Origin of the sequence: Mucilaginibacter terrae (genome assembly GCF_031951985.1) — a bacterium.
Lineage (GTDB): Bacteria > Bacteroidota > Bacteroidia > Sphingobacteriales > Sphingobacteriaceae > Mucilaginibacter > Mucilaginibacter terrae_A.
Genome location: NZ_JAVLVU010000001.1, coordinates 2878689 through 2900029, shown reverse-complemented (window position 1 = coordinate 2900029; position 21341 = coordinate 2878689). Strand labels below are relative to the sequence as shown.

The 21341-nt window shown below is 44.4% G+C and carries 15 protein-coding genes; 8 read left to right on the top strand and 7 right to left on the bottom strand.

Annotated features, from left to right (window positions below; all coding sequences use genetic code 11):
- Positions 1–39: 39 nt before the first annotated feature.
- The 6 genes from QE417_RS12300 (at position 40) to QE417_RS12275 (ending at position 9103) form a co-directional block, all read left to right on the top strand.
- Positions 40–519: a hypothetical protein gene (locus QE417_RS12300; RefSeq protein WP_311950349.1), complete on the top strand. Its 480-nt coding sequence runs from the start codon at positions 40–42 to the stop codon at positions 517–519.
- A gap of 264 nt (positions 520–783) precedes the next feature.
- The gene (locus QE417_RS12295; protein ID WP_311950347.1) at positions 784–1383 is read left to right on the top strand and encodes a TetR/AcrR family transcriptional regulator; all 600 of its coding nucleotides are present in this window, start codon (positions 784–786) and stop codon (positions 1381–1383) included.
- Positions 1384–1616: 233 nt separating this feature from the next.
- Complete coding sequence (locus QE417_RS12290; RefSeq protein ID WP_311950344.1) at positions 1617–2753, top strand: efflux RND transporter periplasmic adaptor subunit; 1137 nt, start codon at positions 1617–1619, stop codon at positions 2751–2753.
- A gap of 28 nt (positions 2754–2781) precedes the next feature.
- A complete protein-coding gene (locus QE417_RS12285) occupies positions 2782–5976 on the top strand; it encodes an efflux RND transporter permease subunit (RefSeq protein ID WP_311950342.1) in 3195 nt (1064 codons plus the stop codon).
- Between the two features lie 114 nt (positions 5977–6090).
- Complete coding sequence (locus QE417_RS12280; RefSeq protein WP_311950341.1) at positions 6091–7491, top strand: TolC family protein; 1401 nt, start codon at positions 6091–6093, stop codon at positions 7489–7491.
- Between the two features lie 751 nt (positions 7492–8242).
- Entirely contained in the window at positions 8243–9103 is an 861-nt protein-coding gene (locus QE417_RS12275) for a helix-turn-helix domain-containing protein (protein ID WP_311950338.1), read from the top strand.
- Positions 9104–9105: 2 nt separating this feature from the next.
- Here the strand turns inward: QE417_RS12275 and QE417_RS12270 are convergent, their stop codons facing one another.
- A complete protein-coding gene (locus QE417_RS12270; RefSeq protein ID WP_311950337.1) occupies positions 9106–9477 on the bottom strand; it encodes a DoxX family protein in 372 nt (123 codons plus the stop codon).
- A 98-nt stretch (positions 9478–9575) separates the two neighbouring features.
- Here QE417_RS12270 and QE417_RS12265 point away from each other — a divergent pair, with 98 nt between their 5' ends.
- Positions 9576–9986, top strand: a complete 411-nt coding sequence (locus QE417_RS12265) for a winged helix-turn-helix transcriptional regulator (RefSeq protein WP_311950336.1) — start codon at positions 9576–9578, stop codon at positions 9984–9986.
- A 3-nt stretch (positions 9987–9989) separates the two neighbouring features.
- On the opposite strand, the gene QE417_RS12260 is transcribed toward QE417_RS12265, so the two are convergent.
- From QE417_RS12260 to QE417_RS12250, 3 genes are read right to left on the bottom strand one after another with little or no spacing between them, the layout of a single operon-like run.
- The gene (locus tag QE417_RS12260) at positions 9990–10694 is read right to left on the bottom strand and encodes a hypothetical protein (RefSeq protein ID WP_311950335.1); all 705 of its coding nucleotides are present in this window, start codon (positions 10692–10694) and stop codon (positions 9990–9992) included.
- 57 nt (positions 10695–10751) lie between these two features.
- On the bottom strand, positions 10752–13571 hold the full coding sequence (locus tag QE417_RS12255; RefSeq protein WP_311950333.1) for a beta-galactosidase: 2820 nt from the start codon (positions 13569–13571) through the stop codon (positions 10752–10754).
- Positions 13564–16485, bottom strand: coding sequence for an exo-beta-1,4-galactosidase (locus QE417_RS12250; protein WP_311950332.1), 2922 nt, complete (start codon positions 16483–16485; stop codon positions 13564–13566). Before QE417_RS12250 ends, QE417_RS12255 begins: the two co-directional genes overlap by 8 nt.
- A 404-nt stretch (positions 16486–16889) precedes the next feature.
- Between QE417_RS12250 and QE417_RS12245 the strand changes: the two genes are divergently transcribed.
- Positions 16890–18206 (top strand): MFS transporter, encoded by a 1317-nt coding sequence (locus QE417_RS12245; protein ID WP_311950329.1) that lies wholly within the window; start codon positions 16890–16892, stop codon positions 18204–18206.
- Positions 18207–18265: 59 nt separating this feature from the next.
- Here the strand turns inward: QE417_RS12245 and QE417_RS12240 are convergent, their stop codons facing one another.
- The 3 genes from QE417_RS12240 to QE417_RS12230 all read right to left on the bottom strand — a co-directional run bounded on the left by QE417_RS12240 (position 18266) and on the right by QE417_RS12230 (position 21331).
- Complete coding sequence (locus tag QE417_RS12240; protein ID WP_311950327.1) at positions 18266–18490, bottom strand: PLDc N-terminal domain-containing protein; 225 nt, start codon at positions 18488–18490, stop codon at positions 18266–18268.
- A 121-nt stretch (positions 18491–18611) separates the two neighbouring features.
- Positions 18612–19313, bottom strand: coding sequence for a DoxX family protein (locus QE417_RS12235; RefSeq protein ID WP_311950323.1), 702 nt, complete (start codon positions 19311–19313; stop codon positions 18612–18614).
- A gap of 236 nt (positions 19314–19549) precedes the next feature.
- Positions 19550–21331, bottom strand: coding sequence for an ABC transporter ATP-binding protein (locus QE417_RS12230; RefSeq protein WP_311950321.1), 1782 nt, complete (start codon positions 21329–21331; stop codon positions 19550–19552).
- Positions 21332–21341 lie beyond the last annotated feature (10 nt).

Here is a 21341-nt window from a genome sequence, read left to right as displayed (position 1 = left end):
TATAACAAATAAAGTACACAGTTATACCGGTTAGTGCATATGATAACGCTGTTGATACCTACCGATTTTAATGTAAAAACACTTAGCTGTATACCTAATTTGCTGCAAAGGCTTTACCTGCATAAAGTGAGTATTATACTGGTACACATGCTTAAAATTACCAATAATACTCACGAATTGTTCATGCTCTCTAAACGCTCGGCAGAACACCAGCATATATCAGCCGCGTTTAACGATGCCTGTGCCAAAATTAAGCGTAAGTATGCCGACAGTTTACCTAACCTGCGGATAGAGTTTTTTTATGGGAGCACACTGGCTGTATTTAAAAATTATTTAAATACCAATGAGGTACACAGCATTGTAATGCTCGAAAACTATCCTTACGGTATGCTTCATAAAAATAGTATCAATCCCTCTGTTATGGTAAAACGTAGCGGTATCAATATTATAACTATTGATTATATGGATATTAGGAATGAGCCTGTTAACAAAGAAAATATATTAGCCGAAGCTGTTTAATTACAGCCTGTAGTTTTTGTTTAGTGTTTGTTTTTTAAAGAAAGGGCAGCCCGGTACCACGGTGCGGCCCTTCTTTGTTTTATTAATCATTCTCTTATAATAGAAATTTACTCATTTGTTATTTAAGCTGATTAAAGAGCTATATGAACGGGCAACGCTTTTGTCAACCAACTCTCCAATTTTAATGACAATAAAATGGTACGGTGTTTAAAAATACGTTTTACCTTTGCTTAACACTGTTAAATTATTTAATGCCTTACAAACATGGCCAGCAAAGACAGGATTTTGAGATTGAAGGAAGAAACCAGGATTAACATCCTGGATGCTGCGCTGCAAATTGGTAAGCAGGAAGGCTGGCAGGCTTTGAGCATGCGTAAAATTGCCGACATTATTGAGTACACAGCCCCTATCATATACGAGTACTTTGCCAATAAAGAGGCCATAATGATGGAGCTTACCAAAAAAGGCTACTGCATTTTGGCTAAGGCTATGAAGGCTGCCAAAGATGCTCAGGACACTCCGGCCAAACAGTTGGAAGCCCTTTGGATTACTTACTGGAACTTTGCCTTTGCCGAAAAGGAATTATACCAGCTCATGTTTGGTATTGAGGTTAATTGTTGTGTGTTCGAAAAATCTATTCCTGAGATAGAAGGCCCTGCAAACATGCTTACTGCTTCAATTAAAGAGGTAATGGGTAGCAAGAATCCAACAGAAGATGAAGTTTGTAAATGGTACTATACCTTTTGGTCGATAGTACACGGCTTAATATCTATTAACCATGTGCGCCAAAGTGTACCCGATGGTATTAACGAACAGGTTTTAAAAGACGCTATTGCCGGTATTATACTGGCCATTAAAGAGTAATATATTTTTTTGCTCAGTTAATTAACACTGTTAAATAAGTAAACATCATTATATATATATATGATACTTGCCCTGCAAATAAATCTATCGCCATTTACATAGCTTAACGCTGTTAAATTATTTTACAACGTAAAATGGTGATACCGTCAGTATTTCAAATACTATTATAATAAGATCATCATTCCAACTCAATACAAAACAAGCTAACACACTAATCCAAATTCTATAAAATCATGAAATCCTTAGCTCTAATATTATCACTGGCGGTGTTGTACGGTTGTTCACAACAGCCGGCCCAGCAGCAAGCCGCTCCCCCTCAAGCCTTACCCGTTGCCGAAATAAAAGTTGATACTGCAACCACTTACCAGGATTACCCGGCCTCGATCGAAGGTGCGGTAAACGTGGAGGTTCGGCCGCAGGTGGCCGGTACTTTAGACCGTTTATATGCCGATGAAGGTGCTTACGTAAGCAAAGGTCAGCCGCTGTTTAAAATAAACGAAAACCCTTTCCGCGAAGCGCTTAACAGTGCCAAAGCAAGTCAAATGGCAGCCGAAGGTGCACTGGCAAACGCCAAACTTGAAGTGGAAAAATTAACCCCGTTAGTTGCCAACAAGGTAGTGAGTGACTACCAGCTGAAAGCTGCAAAGGCAGCCTTACAGGTTGCCCAGGCACAGGTTGCTCAGGCTAAGGCACAGGTGGGTACTGCACAAATTAATCTGGGATACACTTTAATTAAAGCCCCGGTTAGCGGTTACATAGGTCGCTTGCTTAAAAAACAAGGCAGCCTGGTGTCTCCTTCTGATGCCGAAGCATTGACACAATTGTCTGACGTGCATGATGTACACGTATACTTTTCGCTTGGCGAAACTGACTTTGTGAACTTTAAAGCACAATATGCTGGTAAAAACCTGCAAGACAAAATTAGTCACCTGCCACCGGTAGCCCTGGTACTGTCTGACAAGAGCAGCTATACCCTGCCCGGTAAAATTGATATGATCGATGGTCAGTTTGATAAAACCACAGGTGCCATTACTGTTAGGGCAACCTTCCCTAATGCCGATGGGCTGTTACGCTCGGGCAATACCGGTAAAGTACGCCTGAGCCTGCAACACAACAATGTGGCCCGCGTACCGCAGGATGCCACCCTTGAGCTACAAGACAAAGTATTTGTATATGCCGTAGGCGATAGCAACAAAGTAGCTAAACAACCCATAGTTATTGAAGGCAAAAGCGGCAGCGATTACCTGGTTAAAAGTGGTTTAAAACCCGGCCAGCAAATTGTGTTAAGCGGTGTTGACCACCTGCAAGACGGTATGAAGATAGCTCCGCAAAAGGCCGTTGACAAAGCCAACGCCGTAGCAAAAAACTAAACATCAACTCCTTTTAAAGCAAAACGTCATGTTTCAAAAATTTATAGAAAGGCCGGTACTGTCAACCGTTATCTCCATCCTGTTGGTGATACTCGGTGTGCTGGGCCTTACCAAACTGCCCTTACAGCAGTTTCCTGATATTGCGCCTCCGGCCGTATTGGTAACTGCCATTTACCCCGGTGCCAACGCCGAAACCGTATTACGTTCGGTAGCGCCATCATTAGAAGAATCAATTAACGGTGTGGAAAACATGAGCTACATGAGCTCAACCGCCAGTAACGACGGCAGCTTGGCCATCACCGTGTACTTTAAACAAGGTACCGACCCCGATCAGGCTGCCGTAAACGTACAAAACCGTGTAGCACAGGCACAAAGCCAGTTACCTGCCGAGGTTATACAACAAGGTATTACCACTGTTAAGCAGCAAAATAGCTTAATTGGTGCCGTGGGTATTTATACTACCGACCCTAAAAAGTACGACCAAACCTTCGTTGCTAACTATGCCCAGATCAACATCATTCCCGAGTTAAAACGTATACCGGGTGTAGGTTCGGCTACCATATTTGGTGGTGTTAAAGATTACTCGATGCGGGTATGGCTTAACCCTACGCAAATGGCTGCATACAAAATTACACCAGCCGAGGTAATGGCTGCCATTCAGGATAAAAACCTGGAGGCCGCTCCGGGTAAACTGGGCGAGCGCAGCAACGAGGCCTTTGAATATGTAATTAAATATAAAGGCAAGCTTAACAAGCCTGATGAATACGAAAATATTGCCATACGTGCCAATGCCGATGGTTCGATACTGCACCTTAAGGATGTAGCCCGTGTTGAACTTGGTGCATACTCTTACAGCAGTATGAGCCACCTTAACGGTAACGATGGTGTTGCCGTGGGGGTTATCCAATTAGCCGGATCGAACGCTAACGAAATACAGATCGCGGTTGATAAGCTGATGGAAAAAGCATCGAAAGATTTTCCTAAAGGCATCGAATATAACAACTTCTATCGTACCAAAACTGCGTTAGATGAATCAATAAGCCAGGTTGAGCACACCCTTGTGGAGGCGTTTATATTGGTATTCGTGGTGGTGTTCATCTTCCTGCAAGATTTCCGCTCTACCTTAATACCGGCTATTGCCGTTCCAGTAGCTATTTTGGGTACGTTCTTCTTCCTGAATTTATTCGGGTTCTCTATTAACCTGTTAACGTTATTCGCGCTGGTACTGGCAATCGGTATCGTGGTGGATGATGCCATTGTGGTGGTAGAGGCCGTACACTCTAAAATGGAAACCGACCACCTGTCGCCGCGTGAGGCTACTACTTCGGCCATGAACGAAATTACCGGTGCTATCATCTCTATTACTTTGGTAATGGCCGCGGTATTCCTTCCGGTAGGTTTCATGACGGGTTCAACCGGTATATTCTACCGCCAGTTTGCATTTACTATGGCTATCGCTATCGTTATATCAGCGGTTAACGCGTTAACATTGAGCCCGGCACTGGCTGCTTTGTTTTTGAAAAATAACCATGCCGGTAACGGCGCAAGCGGCGAAAAAGCAGGCTTTGCGCAAAAATTTTATGCCGGCTTTAACCGTAGCTTCAACTCGTTAACTAACCGTTATGTGGGTGGTATTAAATTCCTCATCAACCACAAATGGTTAAGTATGGGGGCACTGGCTTTGGTAACTGCAATCACTGTTTACATGGTGAACAATACCAAATCGGGCTTTATCCCAACCGAAGACCAGGGCTTTGTGGCCATATCGGTATCTACCCCATCGGGTACATCATTAGCTAAAACCACCAAGGTAATTGAAGAGGCCGAGAAAGAATTACGTGCCATGCCTGCTGCAAGGTTCGTAACTACCATATCGGGTTTCAACTTGTTAACCAACTCCAGCAGTCCATCGGCAGCAGTAATGTTCGTGCTGTTGAAAGATAACAAGGAGCGTGGCGAGGTTAAAAACATCGACGAAATACAAAACGTGATCCGCGGAAAGCTGGGCGCTGTTAGCCGTGGTACTTTCTTTGTGTTTAGTTTCCCTACCGTACCGGGCTTTAGTAACGTGGAAGCATTGGATATGGTACTGCAAGATAAAACCGGCGGCAAGCTGGATAAATTCAGCGGTGTGGCCAATAACTTTATTGGTAAGCTGATGCAGCAACCCGCTATTGCTTTTGCCTTTACATCGTTTAAAGCCGATTATCCGCAATTGCAACTGGAGGTTGACGATGATAAAGCCAACCAACTGGGCGTAAATGTGCGCGATGTACTGCAAACCATGCAAGCCTATTTTGGTAGTGCACAGGCATCAGATTTTAACCGCTTTGGTAAATACTACCGCGTTATTGTTCAGGCTGATGTTGCCGACAAAACCGACCCTACATCTATCGACCGCGTATACGTACGCAACAAAACCGGCGAAATGGTGCCTATTAAAACATTGGTAAAGCTAACCCGTGTATATGGTTCAGAAACTGCTTCGCGTTACAACCTGTTCAACTCTATCCAAATTAACGCTATCCCTAAACCGGGCTATAGCTCGGGCGATGCCATCAAGGCCATTCAAGAGGTAGCATCAAAAGAGTTGCCACAAGGTTTTGCCTACGAGTTTTCGGGCCAAACCCGCGAGGAAATTTCTTCGGGCGGACAATCGGCCGTGATATTTGCGCTGTGTTTGGTATTCGTGTACTTCCTGCTTTCGGCACAGTACGAGAGTTATATACTGCCGCTGGCCGTTATCCTGTCTATCCCTACCGGTATATTCGGTGTGTTTTTAGCCATTGGCTGGGCTGGTATCGATAACAACATTTACGTACAGGTTGCGCTTATCATGCTCATCGGTTTGCTGGCTAAAAACGCCATCCTTATTGTAGAGTTTGCCCTGCAACGCCGCCGCAATCGCGAAGGCCTGGTAGCCGCAGCCCTCGAAGGTGCCCGTTCGCGCCTGCGCCCTATCATCATGACCTCGCTGGCCTTCATAGCCGGTATGATACCGATGATGAGCGCCACTGGTCCATCTGCCCAGGGTAACCACTCTATCAGTATTGGTGCCGCAGGCGGTATGTTGAGCGGTGTAGTGTTGGGTGTAATGATCATCCCGGTGCTGTTCGTCATCTTCCAGCATTTGCAGGAACGTGTGAGCGGTGTGCCGGTAATTGTTAAACACAATGATGGTCACGGTCATGCGGTGGCTCATCATGAGGAAATTGCTCACTAACCCCCTCTAAATCTCCCCCAAAGGGGGAGACTTTAAAAAGATTCAAGTAAACAACATACCCATCTTTAAGCCCTCTCCTTTGGAGAGGGTTTGGGTGAGGTCAATATATTCACAATGAAAAATTACCTAATCATAGCAGCGCTGCTCATACTGAGCGCGTGTAAGGTATCGAAAGATGTGCAGGTGCACGATCAGCAGCTGCCCAACGCCTACCGTACCGCAACCACTACCGATACTGCTTCGATAGCCCGCTTGCCCTGGAAAAGTTTCTTTACCGAAACTACTTTGCAAAACCTGATCGATAGTGCCATAACCCGCAACAACGATTTGCAAATTGCGGTTAAGAATATTGAACAGGCACAGCTTACTTTAAAACAAGCCAAATTAGGCTATCTGCCAGCCGTTGGTTTGGGCGTAACGGCTTCAACCAACCGCCCGTCAGACAATAGCTTGAACGGCATCAGCCTGAGCCAGTTTTTAGGCACCAAGCACATTGAAGATTACAATGCATCGGCAAACCTATCATGGGAAGCCGATATTTGGGGAAAGATACGCAGTCGTAAAGCTGCCGCGCTTGCCACGTATCTGCAAACCGAGGAGGCTCGTAAAGCTGTGCAAACCCAACTGGTAGCCAACGTATCATCAGGTTATTATAATCTGTTGATGCTGGATGCACAGCTGGAAATTGCCCGCAAAAACCTTCGGTTGAACGATAGCACCTTGCGTATTATCCGCCTGCAATTTGATGCCGGTCAGGTAACTTCGCTGGCCGTACAACAGGCCGAAGCACAGCAACTGGCTGCCGCAAGATTGATTCCTCAATTTGAGCAAGACGTAACCATTCAGGAAAATGCACTGAGTATACTGGCCGGTAAATTGCCATCGGCAGTTATCCGTAGCCAAACGTTGGAGTCGGTGCCGGTATCACAAACTTTGTCGGCCGGTTTGCCATCAACCTTATTAAGCCTGCGCCCCGATGTGCGCAGTGCCGAACTGGCTGTTGAGCGTGCCAATGCCGATGTAGGCGTGGCAAAAGCCAGCATGTACCCATCATTGGTTATTACTGCACAGGGTGGTGTAAACTCATTTCGTGCAAGTAACTGGTTTAACATACCGGCCTCCTTATTTGGTACGGCTGCTGCAGGTTTAACCCAACCACTGTTTCAACGTGGACAGTTAAAAACCCAGTACCAGGTAGCCAAAGTAGAACGCGAGAAAACCGTGATCCAGTTCCGTCAGCAGGTATTGCTGGCTGTGGGCGAGGTATCGGATGCGTTGGTGCGTTTAGATAAACTTAACCAGCAACGAGCCGTAGCCTCAAACCGGGCCAACACCCTGCGCCAGGCAACCGGTAATGCCAGCCTATTGTTTAAAAACGGCATGGCTAATTACCTCGAAGTTATTACCGCGCAAAGCAACGTATTGCAAAGCGAGCTGGAACTGGCTTCGATTAAAAAAGCACAATTAGATGCCACCGTTGAGCTTTACCGCTCAGTAGGCGGCGGCTGGAGATAATCTTTTGGATTAGTGATTGTAGAATGGAGGAGCGTTCGGTAAAACCGGGGCTCCTCTTTTTGTTTTGCAACTTCCCCCAAAAAGCAGAAGGGGCTACCAGCGTAAACCGAAGCCCCTTTTGGGTTGTTATATATAGTATATTAGGGGAAAGCTACAATTTAAAATGCCAGTTGCCGCATTTGTTGGTGAATGTACGTATTCAACAGAACCATCCACAATCAGCAATGGTAAGCCGGCAACATGATGGAGATCGCCCGGCCTCCTTTGCTACTATCGGCCAAGCGGCTTGCCACCACTCATCCTACGCCAAAAACGCTCCATGTGGCAAACCGCTCAGCAGGCTCTCCATAAACATATGGTTAGGCGCCAGTGCCGATAGTTCATTCAACAACACAAACACACACATTAACAGTAGTAGTATCTTTTGGGCGAATAGCTAATGCTAAGCGCCACTAACAAGGTATTCTAATAAACTCCCCAGGCGCATAAGCCGATATTAAATGCCGGCCTAAGGCATGGTAACATCGAAACTGGGCGCAGACTCATCATCATAAATTCGGTTTTGCCATGCCTACACCACCAATGGCAAGAGTAACAAGGCTCTTTTTCATGCGTGGTATAAGTTTCGTGGTGATTAATAATGCTTTACGCACTGCGTTCTTAAACACTTTAAACTTTCACCGCACAAATCTACGTTAGCATTTACACAGTAGTATTGTATAAAAATTATATTTTATGGTATATTTACGTTATGTGGATACTTAAGCAGTTCGACTCGCTGGTAATTGATGATTTTGAGGAGGACGTATACAGCTACCCCGATCATGCACATGCGTATTACGAAATGGCATACATACACAAAGGTAGTGGTTACCACCATCTTAACCAGTTGGTGTTACCCTATCGTTCGGGCGATCTGTTCCTGCTTTCGCCTGGCGATCATCACTTTTTCGATATTAAAAAGAGCACCCATTTTACCTTCATCAAGTTTACCGATACCTATTACCAGGTACGCCAGCATTTGATGCCCAACAATTGGCAGTTGCACACCCCGGCATCGCTCATGCAGCTCAAAATTTTTAAGGAAAGTAAATTAGTGCTCGAGGAGCCCAGCCGTACCATTCTCCGTAAAGCGGTTGAGAATATTGTGGCGTATGATAAACACCACAAAGAGGCCTGGGCATCGCCTGTGGTGTTTTATCAACTGTTAAGTATATTGGGTATAGTGCGTGAGGCGGCCGGTAAAGAACATATTAACATAAACGGGCATTTCCCAAAAACTGAGGAAATATCATCGTACATCCATCAGCAAATAAATAACCGGGATAATTTACAGATTACGGTTATTGCCCCCAAATTTGGCATAGCTCCGGCCTACTTCAGCACTTATTTTAAGCGTAGCTTTGGCATGAGCTACCGGCAGTACACTGATCAGTACCGTAATAAACTTATCGAAAAGCGGCTGCTAACCGGCAGGCTCACCCTAAAGCAAATAGCTAACGAATTTGGCTTTACCGATGAAAGCCATTTGGTAAAGTATTTTAAGAAACAAGCAGGTATGAGCCCTTCAGAATTTAAGAAGCGAATACTGGAAGCAAGTAAATCAGTTTGAGATCAACTGTTGGCCGGGGTAGCATTAGCCCGTTGCTTGTGATAAGTAAAGTATGATACAGCAAGTATGATTAAAAACACCAGCGGCATTATTCTTATAGATACCTGGTCGCACGAAGCACTGTGTGCTATAAAAGCACTTATAAAAGTAAACGCAAAACCGGCATAAGCCCACTCTTTTAACCTGGCACTTACCGGAGCAAGCAATACCACTGCACCAATCAATTTGGCAACAGCCAGTTCTATCCTGAAGTAAGCAGGGAAGCCAATATGCTGAAATGCCTGTGCCATGGCAGGTTGCGTAACGTAAGCATAAGCCGAGTAGATCATCATTAAGGCTATAATGCCAGTGGCTATCCAATAGGTAATTTTCATGATTTTGATTTGTTAAGTGCAACAAACCTACGTACATTTACTTTCTAAAGGATATTACTATCCAAAAGGATACCGGTATCATTCATGATAGTAACATTATGGCAAAATTACCCGATCAGGAACATAATCATAGCCCCGAAGCCTGCAAAGCCAGCGTTGATGCTGTGCGCGATGCGCTTTACGCCGTAAACGGCAAGTGGAAATTTCCGCTGATGATGGCCCTCTCAAACGGCCCGCAACGGTTTAAAGATATACAACGTGCCTTGGGCGATATTACACCCAAGATACTTTCCAAAGAATTAAAAGAACTGGAGCTGAACGAGTTTGTAAAACGCAATGTATTTGCCACCAAGCCCGTAACCGTAACTTACGAACTCACACCCTACAGCCGTACCCTCGATAGTGTTTTGCATGAGCTGGGCACTTGGGGCCGTGAACATCGGGAACATATCAAAAGAAGCATGAAAGCTAAACCGGTTGAGGAGGTTGACCTCATAGAGAAGAGCTAAAAATTAAGGTAAATATTCATAAATATGGTATTCAGTTCCGGTGTCGGGAACTTTAACAACATCTTTTACCAGTAAATTATTTTTGTAGATGTAATAGTATTTAACAACGCCAACTCCACCATCAACTTCAGCGTCTTTATAAATAAGATTTTTGTTAGCGTCGTACTTAAAATTTTCGGTCATATTCCACGAACCTGCGGCATACTGCACCATGTTTTTTAATAAACCGTCAGCATAGTAGGTGTAAACCTCTTTCATAAAAGGTTCTGTTTCTTTACCTGTGTAGCTTTCTAACTGCTGTTTGTTTTTGCTTTCTCCTTTATAAGAATACACTTTTTTATCTTGCTGTGTATTCTTACTATCGTACGATACCTCCTTAACCAACCTTCCGTGTTTGTCGTAACTATAATTGGTGTACTCACGTAGCTTGTACTCGTGAGTTTTGCCATCGGGTATTAATTCTGCCTGCTTAATTTTACGCCCTTGTTTGTAAGTGTATTCATACTTCCTTTCAAACGGCTTTTCACCGGCTGTATATTCAACAACTTTTACCATATCGCCCTGCATATTGAGCTGGGTTTTCTGCTCTTTCCTAATTTTCTTTCCCTTATTATCAGTGAGCCACATAATTTGCGTTTTACCGGGAACTCCGCCTGTAAACGAACCAAATATTAAAAATGTCAGAATAAGGCAGATATACAGTTTCATAGGTAAAGCAAGTGGTAAGCACCTAATATATCATAATTTAATTACAGGTATATTAACTTATAACTCCTCCTCATACTGCGGTATAATTTTAACGCCTTTCAGATCAGCAACACTTTTGCCCTGCATAGGTTCCCGAATACCTTTTTCAAAATAGATCTGCCGTTCATCGGTAAGTGGCACTACTTGTAGTATTATCTGTTTTGGAGTCGATGATTTTTGCAAATACACCTGCATGGTTTTGCCGAAGTAAAAATCATCGGCCACCAGTTTACCATTAATGTAAGCTGAGCCGGTATCGCCTCTGTAATCAATATCCAGCAAAGCATTTTGTGTTAATGCCGGTACGCTTAATACCCAGTATTTAGCGCCATTAACCGTAGTCATATTGGTTTGATACTGTGGTCCCGGACTAACTGTGGTATTTTTGGCATTGCGGTCATCTAACGGAAGGCTGCCCTCTTTTTTATCGTACAGGGAAACATTGCTAACCTCTTTGCTGCTAATTTTAACAGTTTTGACCGTAAGTGTTTTGCTCAAATTAGTAAACACACCATTAGCCGATGCTTTGAAAGCCGCCTTTGCTTTAACAGCCGGATAAATCAACAAGCTGAAATCGGTATCGCCCGAGCTTTGCATTTTTACCTTGCCGCCTGCAAATGTTAGGTTTTGTTTAGAGATGAAAAGATGTTCGCCGCCTAAGGCATTGCCTGTCCAGCTATCTAAAGCCTGTTGGTTGGTTAGTGTAAGTATGTTTACTTTTTTGCCATTGTTAAAGGTGAGCGTAATAAGTCCGCTGGTTCCGGGTTGAATTTTGTTAATCAGATAACTATCAGTACGGGTTTGCAAATCAACTTGCGAAGCGTCAATTTTTGTAATCCCGGTTTTATCAAACATGTATTCAGGCCTGATGCCTTCGGGGGCAAAGAAAACATAAGTTGGCACTGTACCTGGTAGCTTGCATAAGGGTTGCACGGTAGCATAGCGCAAGTTAGCGCCTTCGATAGCCATGTTAAAGGGCAATATGGCCTTAACCCCGTCTTTAATGTCGATGCCTTTTTCGGGGAACGAGATGGATTTACCATCCGCCAGCTTAAGGTTGAATTGCACGCCTTGCTGGTCTTTTAATTTCAGATGCCGTTGGTAATTGCTAATGAATACAAAACCGCTATTACCTTTAGAGCGAACACTAAACCGTAGCGTAGTGCTATCGTTTGGTTTTGCGGCTTTTAGATCGGGGAAGGAGGGATAGTATTGCACCAGCCTGTCGCCAAAGTTATTGAGGAAAGTATGCATAACCTTGAACGAACGGTATGATGGCCGCACCTGCCCAAACTCACCTAAGGGAGCCTGGAAATCGTAATTCAAGATCGGGTAATCATTAGGGTAATTGGTGGCCTTCGATTCCTGCAAAGTGCTCAGCTTGCCTACCTCATTATGTCCGCCATGGAACATGTAATAGCCCATTAAATTGGCTCCTGCACCCACTTTTACATAAGCCAGCGTGGCCACGTCAACCGGTTCAATTATGGGGCGGCGATGGTAAGTAATTTGTATACCGCCACCCATTTCGGCCGTGGCATAGGGGTAGCGATAGCCGGTGTAGCTGGATGCATCTTCTTCGTGCTTGCCCAAAAGGTCGCTGCCAATGGCCGGGTCATTGCGCAGGGTGCTGAAGATATAGTTTTCGGATAAGGCCAGCTGTGTAGTCTTTTTGTCCCATGGTGCTTCGGGGTAAGCGCCCCAAACGGGTACCAGTTCATCCTGTTTCAGGTTCGACCCAGGCCAGCCTGTAGCCGTGTAAAACGGTACATCCATGCCTGCCTTTATCGCCATTTTCTTCAGCGTAAGCATATGCTCTAAGCCGGTTGGGTTATTAAAGCGAAACTCGTTCTCTATCTGCGTGCCAATAATGGGGCCTCCATCTTTAAAATAGAGTCCATTTAGCTGCCCGGCAATGGCATCATAAAACGTTTGTACCGATGCCAGGTATTCAGGATTGTTTTTGCGCATGTTCCCGCGCTTCACTATCCAATCGGGAAATCCGCCGTTGCGTACCTCGCCATGGCACCACGGACCAATACGTGTTAATACGCTTATGTTATGCTTTTTACAAAGCGCTATAAAGTATCGCAGATCTCGGTTGCCGGTCCAATAAAATTTGCCTTCTTCTTCTTCGTGGTATATCCAGAATACATATGTAGCTATTACATTAATACCATTGGCTTTCATCCTTAATATAGATTCTTCCCAACGAGCCTTAGGATAGCGCGAAAAATGAAATTCGCCCATTACCGGGTACCAGGGTTTGCCATCTTTAATAAAATACAAACTATTCGCATCGAGGGTATGCCCTGCGGCATTGGTATGCGTACCTAATTTAAGGTGACCGGTAATGATTGGAGCCTGTGTTTTGCTGATGTCGACGATGTAGGTTTGTTGAGCGAATGTGGGTAGACCAGAAAATAAGCTTAGAATAAAGCAAAATACAAATAATCCCCATCCTGTCGTTTCGAACGATAGTGAGAAATCTTTTCGAGGCGATAATGCACGGCCTATAACAGCCCTTTTATCTAATTTATCGCTTCGGTAGCGCTCATTGCCGCGCAGGCTATTACTTTGGCATAGCCCCAAAGTAACAAAAGGCCTATCCACAACGATCCCTGCCACCCCACGGGCAGCTCCCGGCCGGGCGTTGTGGAGGGCCACCGCACTTTTTTCGGTGCTATTTTCATTCCCCTCTTGAGAGGGGGCGGGAGAGGCTGCGCATTGGCAGGGGTGTGTTTCGCGAACTTTTCCCGCGGGTAGGACACTCCACTTCATCTCTCTCAAGGGTGGAATCGCATGAAGCCACTGCTTATTATCTTCTAACCTACTCATTACTCTTAGGTTTATTCTGGTTCGAATTAGGTTTCAGCTCGTCGGGGCTATCTTTGGTAAACGTGTTAAACTGGTATTTGGTAGGGCTAACCAAAATATCTTTCACCACATCAAAGCTTACCTCGCCGGTTGGGTTAAATTTATCTGACGCCATGTATTGCATCAAACTGTTGAACAGTTGACGGGCGGCGGGTTTATCATCGCCCAATGCAGGGCCTAAACCTGCGCTTGATACTAAGAGCTTGCCGTTACCTACTTTTGCTTCGTAAATTAAGGCCAGCCTGCGGTTCAGGAACCAGGTATCAATAGGCTGAACTAACGGTTTAAAGCCAGCCGGGAAATCTTCAAGAACCATTACCTGTGCGCGGTTGGTAATTTCCCACCATTGCAAATCGCTATGGAAATCAGTTGGGAAACTTTCAAACGCCGGGCTTTTATCCTGGATAAGCATGCCGGTTACATGCGGCGGGCGCATTTTAAACCATGAGGTATTCCAAAACACAGGCAAAAAGTGCATCACCACTTCCTTACCTTTTACTACCTGACCGGCAACATTCAGGAAAACCTTGCCGCCTTTATTTAAAACAGCTTTGGCATTATCATCTAAAGTAGTGGTGTAATATACTTCGGTTTTTACTTCGGCGGGTTTGGCAGGGTATACCCAAATGTTCCAATCATTTGCAAAAGTGGTATTGGCAATACTAACTTCCAGTTTGAGTTTGGTGGCTTGAGTAATGGTATTTAACGGCCATTTAATTTGCCCTACCGGGATGCCGTTACCCTGCGTTATGCTTTTAGGTTGAAATACTCCTTGCGTAATTACAGCTCCTTTATCATTTTTCAAAGTCCATTTAAACACAGCATTGTTAAGTGGAGCCTTGCCCCAATGCGCTACCATAATACCCGCTTCCAGCGTTTCGTTATTGGTAAACACAAATTTAGGCAGTTGTGCCAGCGGAACCGTGGTATTGCAGAACCGAGCATACTCTTTAGGAGTTATGTAGCCTTTCTCTTTCCAAAATGCGTTTAACACACCCACCAAAGCTGTGCCCTGGCCCGGAAAATCCTGCAAACCCAGTAACTGGAAGCCTGCATAGCCGGGGGTACGCAAAGTTTTCTCAATCTCATTTTTATAACATAAAGCCTGCAACTTGCCCGATGCCATCAGGAAATCGTGTGCCTGATTGGCCATGCCCTGGTCTTTGAGGTCTTCTTCAAATAGTTCGAAGTTTTTGGCCTTATATACCCCGGTGTATTCTTTTATCTCCTTAAAATCAGGGAATACGCACCACTGTCCCATTTCGTGCGCCACAAAGGGTACGGCAAACTTGGCAATACCTTCGCTAAAATCTGAAATGCTTTCGGGGCGCTTATCCCATGCTAAACCGCGCACACCGCCGCGCACCTGGTATTCGGCATCAGGTACCACCGGCCAGCTGCCACCAACCGACATGCCGGTGTATACCCGGCGGGTATCTTTCTTTTTCCAGTAATCAATAAAGGCATTGAGGTATTGCACCTGGTTACCGGCAGGTTCGTTACCGGCCGATAGCATACAAAAAGACGCATAATTGCCGTAGTATTTAGCCATGCGATTGGTTTCGTCGTACAAATACTGATCGATGGGTAGTTTACGGCCAATTGACGAGCCGTGGTTTGGCCAGCTCGGGCCTTCGGGTTGCAGGTAAAAACCTGTACGGTCGGCGGCCTTAAAAGCGGCCTCGGGCGGGCACCACGAGTGAAAGCGCATATGGTTTAAACCGTGCGCACGGGCAATGTTAAAAATGCGCAACCAATCCTCTACCGATGTAGCAGGGTAACCCGTAAGCGGGAACTCGCAATTGTTTACTGTTCCGCGCAAAAATACCGGGCGACCGTTTATTAAGAACTGGTTGCCTTTAATAGTAAACTCGCGCATACCAAACTCGGTTTGCTGCTGGTTTGCAGCAACGCCTTTTTGTGAGATAGCGGCTGTAAGGTTATACAATGCCGGGTTAAATTCATCCCATAATTGTGTTCCTTTGCCCATGGGCAGGGAAATTTCTAAAGCTTTACTTTCGGCAGCAGCTAAGTTAATGACTGTTTTTACCGGTTGTGTTTGATGAATGATTTTTGAGTTAAAGCTTTTGGCCGATAATATAACTTGCCCATTAAAAGCCTGGATGCTACTGTTATGCACCTGGATTTTAACACGTGCTGTATTAGCCTTAACATCGGGGTATACCTGTACATCCTCAAAATAAATGGGCGCAGCAGCTTGCAACTGCATTTTACCAATAATGCCGTTCCAGTTGCCTTGGGTATGGTCGGTTATGCTGTGTGAATCGGGGCCAACGTTAATGTCCTTAATCCGGTTATCAATACGAATGCTGATGCGGTGCGTGCCGGGCGTGAGGTGTTGAGTAATATCGTACTCGTGCGGTGCTACCAAACTGTTTTGCATGCCGGTTTCCTTATCATCAACCCACACACGGGTTTCAGTGTGGGTGCGTTCTAAAAACAATACCACGCGTTTGCCTGCCCATGTTTTGGGTATAGTTACCTGCTTTTGATACCAGGCTACACCCACGTAATGTTTAGCCGGAGTTAACCAAAATGGTATCTTGATATTTCCCGGCTTGCGGTATTTGGCCAAATGGGGGTTAAAGTAAAACGAACTATCATAAATACTGCCCGTCCACTTGGTTTTGAGCGTAATATCGTCGCCTTTGAGGTTTTGCGCCATAGATCCGGGCAGGTTTACCTGATCGGTTAGCTTATTCAGAAACCATTTTTCGGTAACGCCCTTATCGTCGAGGTCGGTTTGAAAAAGCCAGGTACCATTGAGCGGCAATGTGTCATCGGCCTTAAATGCCGTTAAGGCCACAAATAAAGCCAATAAGTAAATACGGAATAGGGATATATTTTTTAGCATTTTATGCAGTATTTGATTTTTAATTGCACTATACAGAGTGCTGATCATTTAAGATGTGTTATAAACTAAACAACCTGGTAATGATATGCCAAGGTAGTAACTCTTTTTTTCATAATGTGAAAATGTAAGGTTGCTGTAAAGCACTGTTGTTTTTAACCATAGAAACTGAGGTTAGAATTGGCCCGATAAAAGTAGCATCCACACAGCTGTTTAAAATGGATAAAATATTGTAAAAAATGGACTATCTTACTATCGCAGTATGTTAAGTATGGAATTTGATAACAGATGCTTAAGCAAGTACTAAATAGGCTTTACGCCCCTTTGAATATATTTTATTTAGAAAAAAATTACATATCATTTAAAAAAATCTGAATAGGCTGTTTTACAAATGCCTTAACTTTGCAATGCATCATTTCTTAAAATTCATAGTGGAAGAACGACAGGTACCCCCGGTTAAAAAAGATTCATTTGCTGCTTTACGATACAAAGACTTTCGCGCATACATTGGTATGCGTTTCTTTTTTACGTTTGCCTACCAAATGCAGGCCGTAGTGCTTGGTTTTTATATTTATCAAATTACGCACAGCAAGCTGGCCATTGGTGCTATTGGTTTGTGCGAAGCCATCCCGGCTATTACCATTGCCCTCTATGGCGGTTATATTGCCGATAAGTACGAAAAACGAAAGCTGCTGCTTATGATCTTCGGGGTGGTTATGTTTTCTTCATTCTGCATTTTTTTGGCTACGCACGATGGCATGCGGCAATATATACCTGCTAACCGCATAGCTACTATTATTTACGTAATGGTATTTTTAAACGGTGTGGCGCGCGCTTTTTATGGTCCGGCTACGTTTTCGGTGTATGCCCAGAGCATTCCTAAAGAGCTTTATCCTAACGGCAGCACCTGGAGTAGCTCGGCCTGGCAAATTGCTACCATTTTGGGTCCGGCCACGGGCGGATTAATATTTGGCCATTTTGGCATTACACCCACGTTTATCTTAATTGTGAGTTTGTTATTTATTTCGCTGGTGCTAACTTATCTCTTACGTAAGTACCCGGCTATATTTGTGCCTAAGGAAAGCATCTGGAACAGCCTCTCGGAAGGGATAAACTTTGTGTTTAAAAACAAGATGATGCTGGGTGCCATGAGCCTCGATCTGTTTTCGGTGTTTTTTGGCGGAGCCATTGCACTGTTGCCGGTGTTTGCCCACGATATTTTAAAGGTAGGTTCGGAAGGATTGGGTTTTATGCGCGCCACTACGGCGGCAGGTGCGGTGTTAACCATGCTGGCCATGACTCGCTTTTCGCCCATGAACAGGCCATGGCGTAATTTGCTCATTGCCGTGGCTGGTTTTGGTACGTCAATATTGTGCTTTGGCTTATCAACCAACTTCTATATCTCGCTCATCTTTCTCTTTACCGAAGGTGCTTTCGACAGCGTAAGCGTAATCATACGCAGTACCCTCATGCAGCTCCTCACGCCCGACCATATGCGCGGCCGGGTATCGGCAGTAAACTCCATGTTCATCGGCTCATCAAACGAAATAGGGGAGTTTGAATCGGGCTTAACCGGCGAGCTGATGGGTACGGTACCATCCGTAGTGTTTGGTGCCAGCATGACGCTCACCATTGTAACCATTACCTATTTAAAAACACGCAGTTTAATACCGGTTAAACTGAGTGATATTAGCAGCGCCAATGAGAAAACGGTAAGTAAGTAGAAAACAAGAATCTTGTATGCAGTTTTATATTGGGGCTTTGTAAGGACTTAATTCTAAAACTATATCTGCTTGTCCGGAGTATTAAGCCGGTCTGCCAATAACAGGCATAACAGCGGACCCAATATGGGTAATAACACAATAACCACTATCCAAATAAATTTGGTGTTTACTGGCATTTTCTCATTTTTTGCCACCTTGCTTATGGCTGCTACTGTAACCAGGAGTATAAAGGCTAATAGTATAGTGATTTCGGTAGAGCCGATGTTGATGAGAGCAGGTGCCATAGTGGTTACAGAATTTGAAAATTGACAAGCTAAGGTACTTATTGTGCGGCTATTTTAAATAGATGGGGTGTCGCAAATTCCAGCTAACGTTTCCATAAGAGTTTTTCTTAAAACGTACCTATTACTTTGCCTTCACCGCCCTATCATACGCTTCTAAACTTTGATCAAACGGTTTACCCTGGTTATGTATGTCGTCACAAAAAACCTCACATGCATGCGGGTTTATATTGTTTTTGCATTGGCGTTTGCAATCCCTTTCTGTATTACGGGGCATGATGTTATAAATGTGAGTAATTATGAATATGATGATCGCAATTGTTGCTGCCGAACCCGCGAAGAATTTAAAGGGGAATTTTTTATCGGTACCAACCGGCTTGGGCATGCGGTAGTACGGCATGATGTACTTCAGCTTATCATAGTCCCAGCAAAGCAGGTACAGGTTGGCCAGCACCATTAAAGGCGATGATAGCAAAGAGCCTTCGAACCGTACAGATAGTGAAAGAATAAGAATATTTAAAATGATTGGAAAATACAGCACAGCCCCAAGCGTTGCCGTGCGCCTGAAAACTAAAAGCGCCCCTGCTAACATTTGTAATATGCCTACAAAAGTGTAGTAATACCCCGTATGATACAGTGCTTCGAGGTAATGCCCCATGGGCTGGTTGTTAGAAAGGTTGGTAAACCGCTCGCCTTTAACCTTTACAAATCCTGCCATTATGAAACCGGCAGCTAAAGATAAGCGGCAAAATATGGTAAAGTAACCGAGCCATTTGTTTTGCCTGGCCCAAAGGTGCAGCTCATCAAGCTTTTTAATTAAATTCATATAAAAGTACTTTTAAAAACAAAGTTAATGTTTTGTTTACAATTACAAATGAATTTTATTGATGAAAATGGGGGCAATAAAAAAAGGCTCGCGTGGAGCCTTTTTTTATTTAGATGGGTCAGAATAATCTACCTTGTCATTTCCACCATCGGGATAAATCTTTTCGAAATGATTCAGCTTGAATATTCGAAAGGATTGTCTCTATCGTTCGAAATGACATAATTTTCAAACGCTACTTACGCCTCAGTCTCGGTATAAGCATCCAACTCCTCCTGTAAGCGGCGCTCGCCCGATTGCTGGCGCCACATGGCCCAATAAAGACCTTTTTCGTTCACCAGTTGGTCGTGGTTACCTACTTCTACCACGCTGCCATTTTCGAGTACGTAAATACGGTCGGCATGCATAATGGTGCTTAGGCGGTGGGCAATAATGAGCGTAATGCGGCTTTTAAGCGATGATATGTGCTGAACCGTTTTACTAATCTCTTCTTCGGTAATGGAATCCAGCGCGGAGGTGGCCTCATCAAATAAAAGGATATCCGGGTGGCGCAGCAGGGCACGGGCAATAGATAGGCGTTGCTTTTCACCACCTGATATTTTTACTCCGCTCTCGCCAATTAAGGTATGTATACCATTTTCGGCACGAGAGAGCATGCCTTGGCAGGCTGCCTTGTTGAGGGCGGCCAAACATTCTTCGTCGGTAGCATCGGGTTTTACAAAGGTGAGGTTGTCTTTTATCGTTCCCGAAAACAATTGCGTATCCTGCGTTACAAAGCCTAATCTGCGGCGCATGGCATCCAAATGGAAACGTTCGCTGTCAATGCCGTTATACAGGATACTTCCATCTGCCGGCTTGTATAAACCAATCAATAGCTTAATAAGGGTAGACTTTCCAGATCCTGATGGCCCCACAAAGGCAACGGTTTCACCTTTATCGGCATGAAAGGAAACATCTTTTAAAGCATAACGCTTGGTTGAATGATACCTGAAAGCAACCTTATCAAATGCAACCTGGTTAATGTAGGTTAAATCGGCCGGGTTTTCGGGCACAGTTTCGAGCGGACGGCTCATGATGCGGTTAAAGTTGGTAAGCGAAATTTGTGCTTCGCGCCAGGTTAACGACATATGGCCAAACTCCTGCAGAGGTCCGAACAGGAAGTACGCGTACAGCAAAAAGCTGAAGTATTGTCCGCCGGTAATTTCTTTATCAAATATAAGCACCAACAATACCACTACCATACTACTGCGAACTATGTTGACGGTTGTGCCCTGAACAAAGCTTAATACACGCAATAACTTAGTTTTAGCTACTTCGAGTGTCAGAATTTTGAAGGTAGTTTTGTTGAGACGCTCTATCTCTTCGTTAGCCAACCCGTGGCTCTTTACTAACTCAATGTTTCGTAATGATTCGGTAGTACGGCCTGCCAGTACCGATGTTTTGAGTACAATGGCGCGATGAATAACTTTTATTTTTTTAGATAGCGTCCAGCTTAACCAGGTAATGATGGGTACAGCCACAAAAAACACCAGCGTAACTTTGTAACTGATGGTAAATGAATATACGGCAATGAAGATAATACCGAAAAACGTCATAAAGCTAACATTGATGCTGGCCTTAATGAGGTTTTCTACATCGCTGCGTATACGTTGCAGCATTCCCAGCTTCTCGCCGCTGCGTTGGTCCTGGTGCTCGTAAAAAGGCATGGCCAGGGCATGTTTCATACCATCAGCATAAACCTCTGCTCCTGATTTTTGGGCGATAGTTACGGTATAGTAATCCTGAAAATTATTGGCTATGCGCGAAAACAGGGCAGCTATGGCAGCAATGGTAATTAACCATAAAACCCCGGCAATAAAATCATGCCGGGTGTAAAGGTCTTTTTTGCTTATATAATCATCGAAAAGTTTTCCGGTAATTAAAGGCTCAATGAGGGCAAAGGTTTGGTTTAGGGCAGTCATTAATAATGCCATAGCCACTGCCCCCTTATGCTTTTTGAGGTATTTGAACAGTATATTCATAAATAAAAGG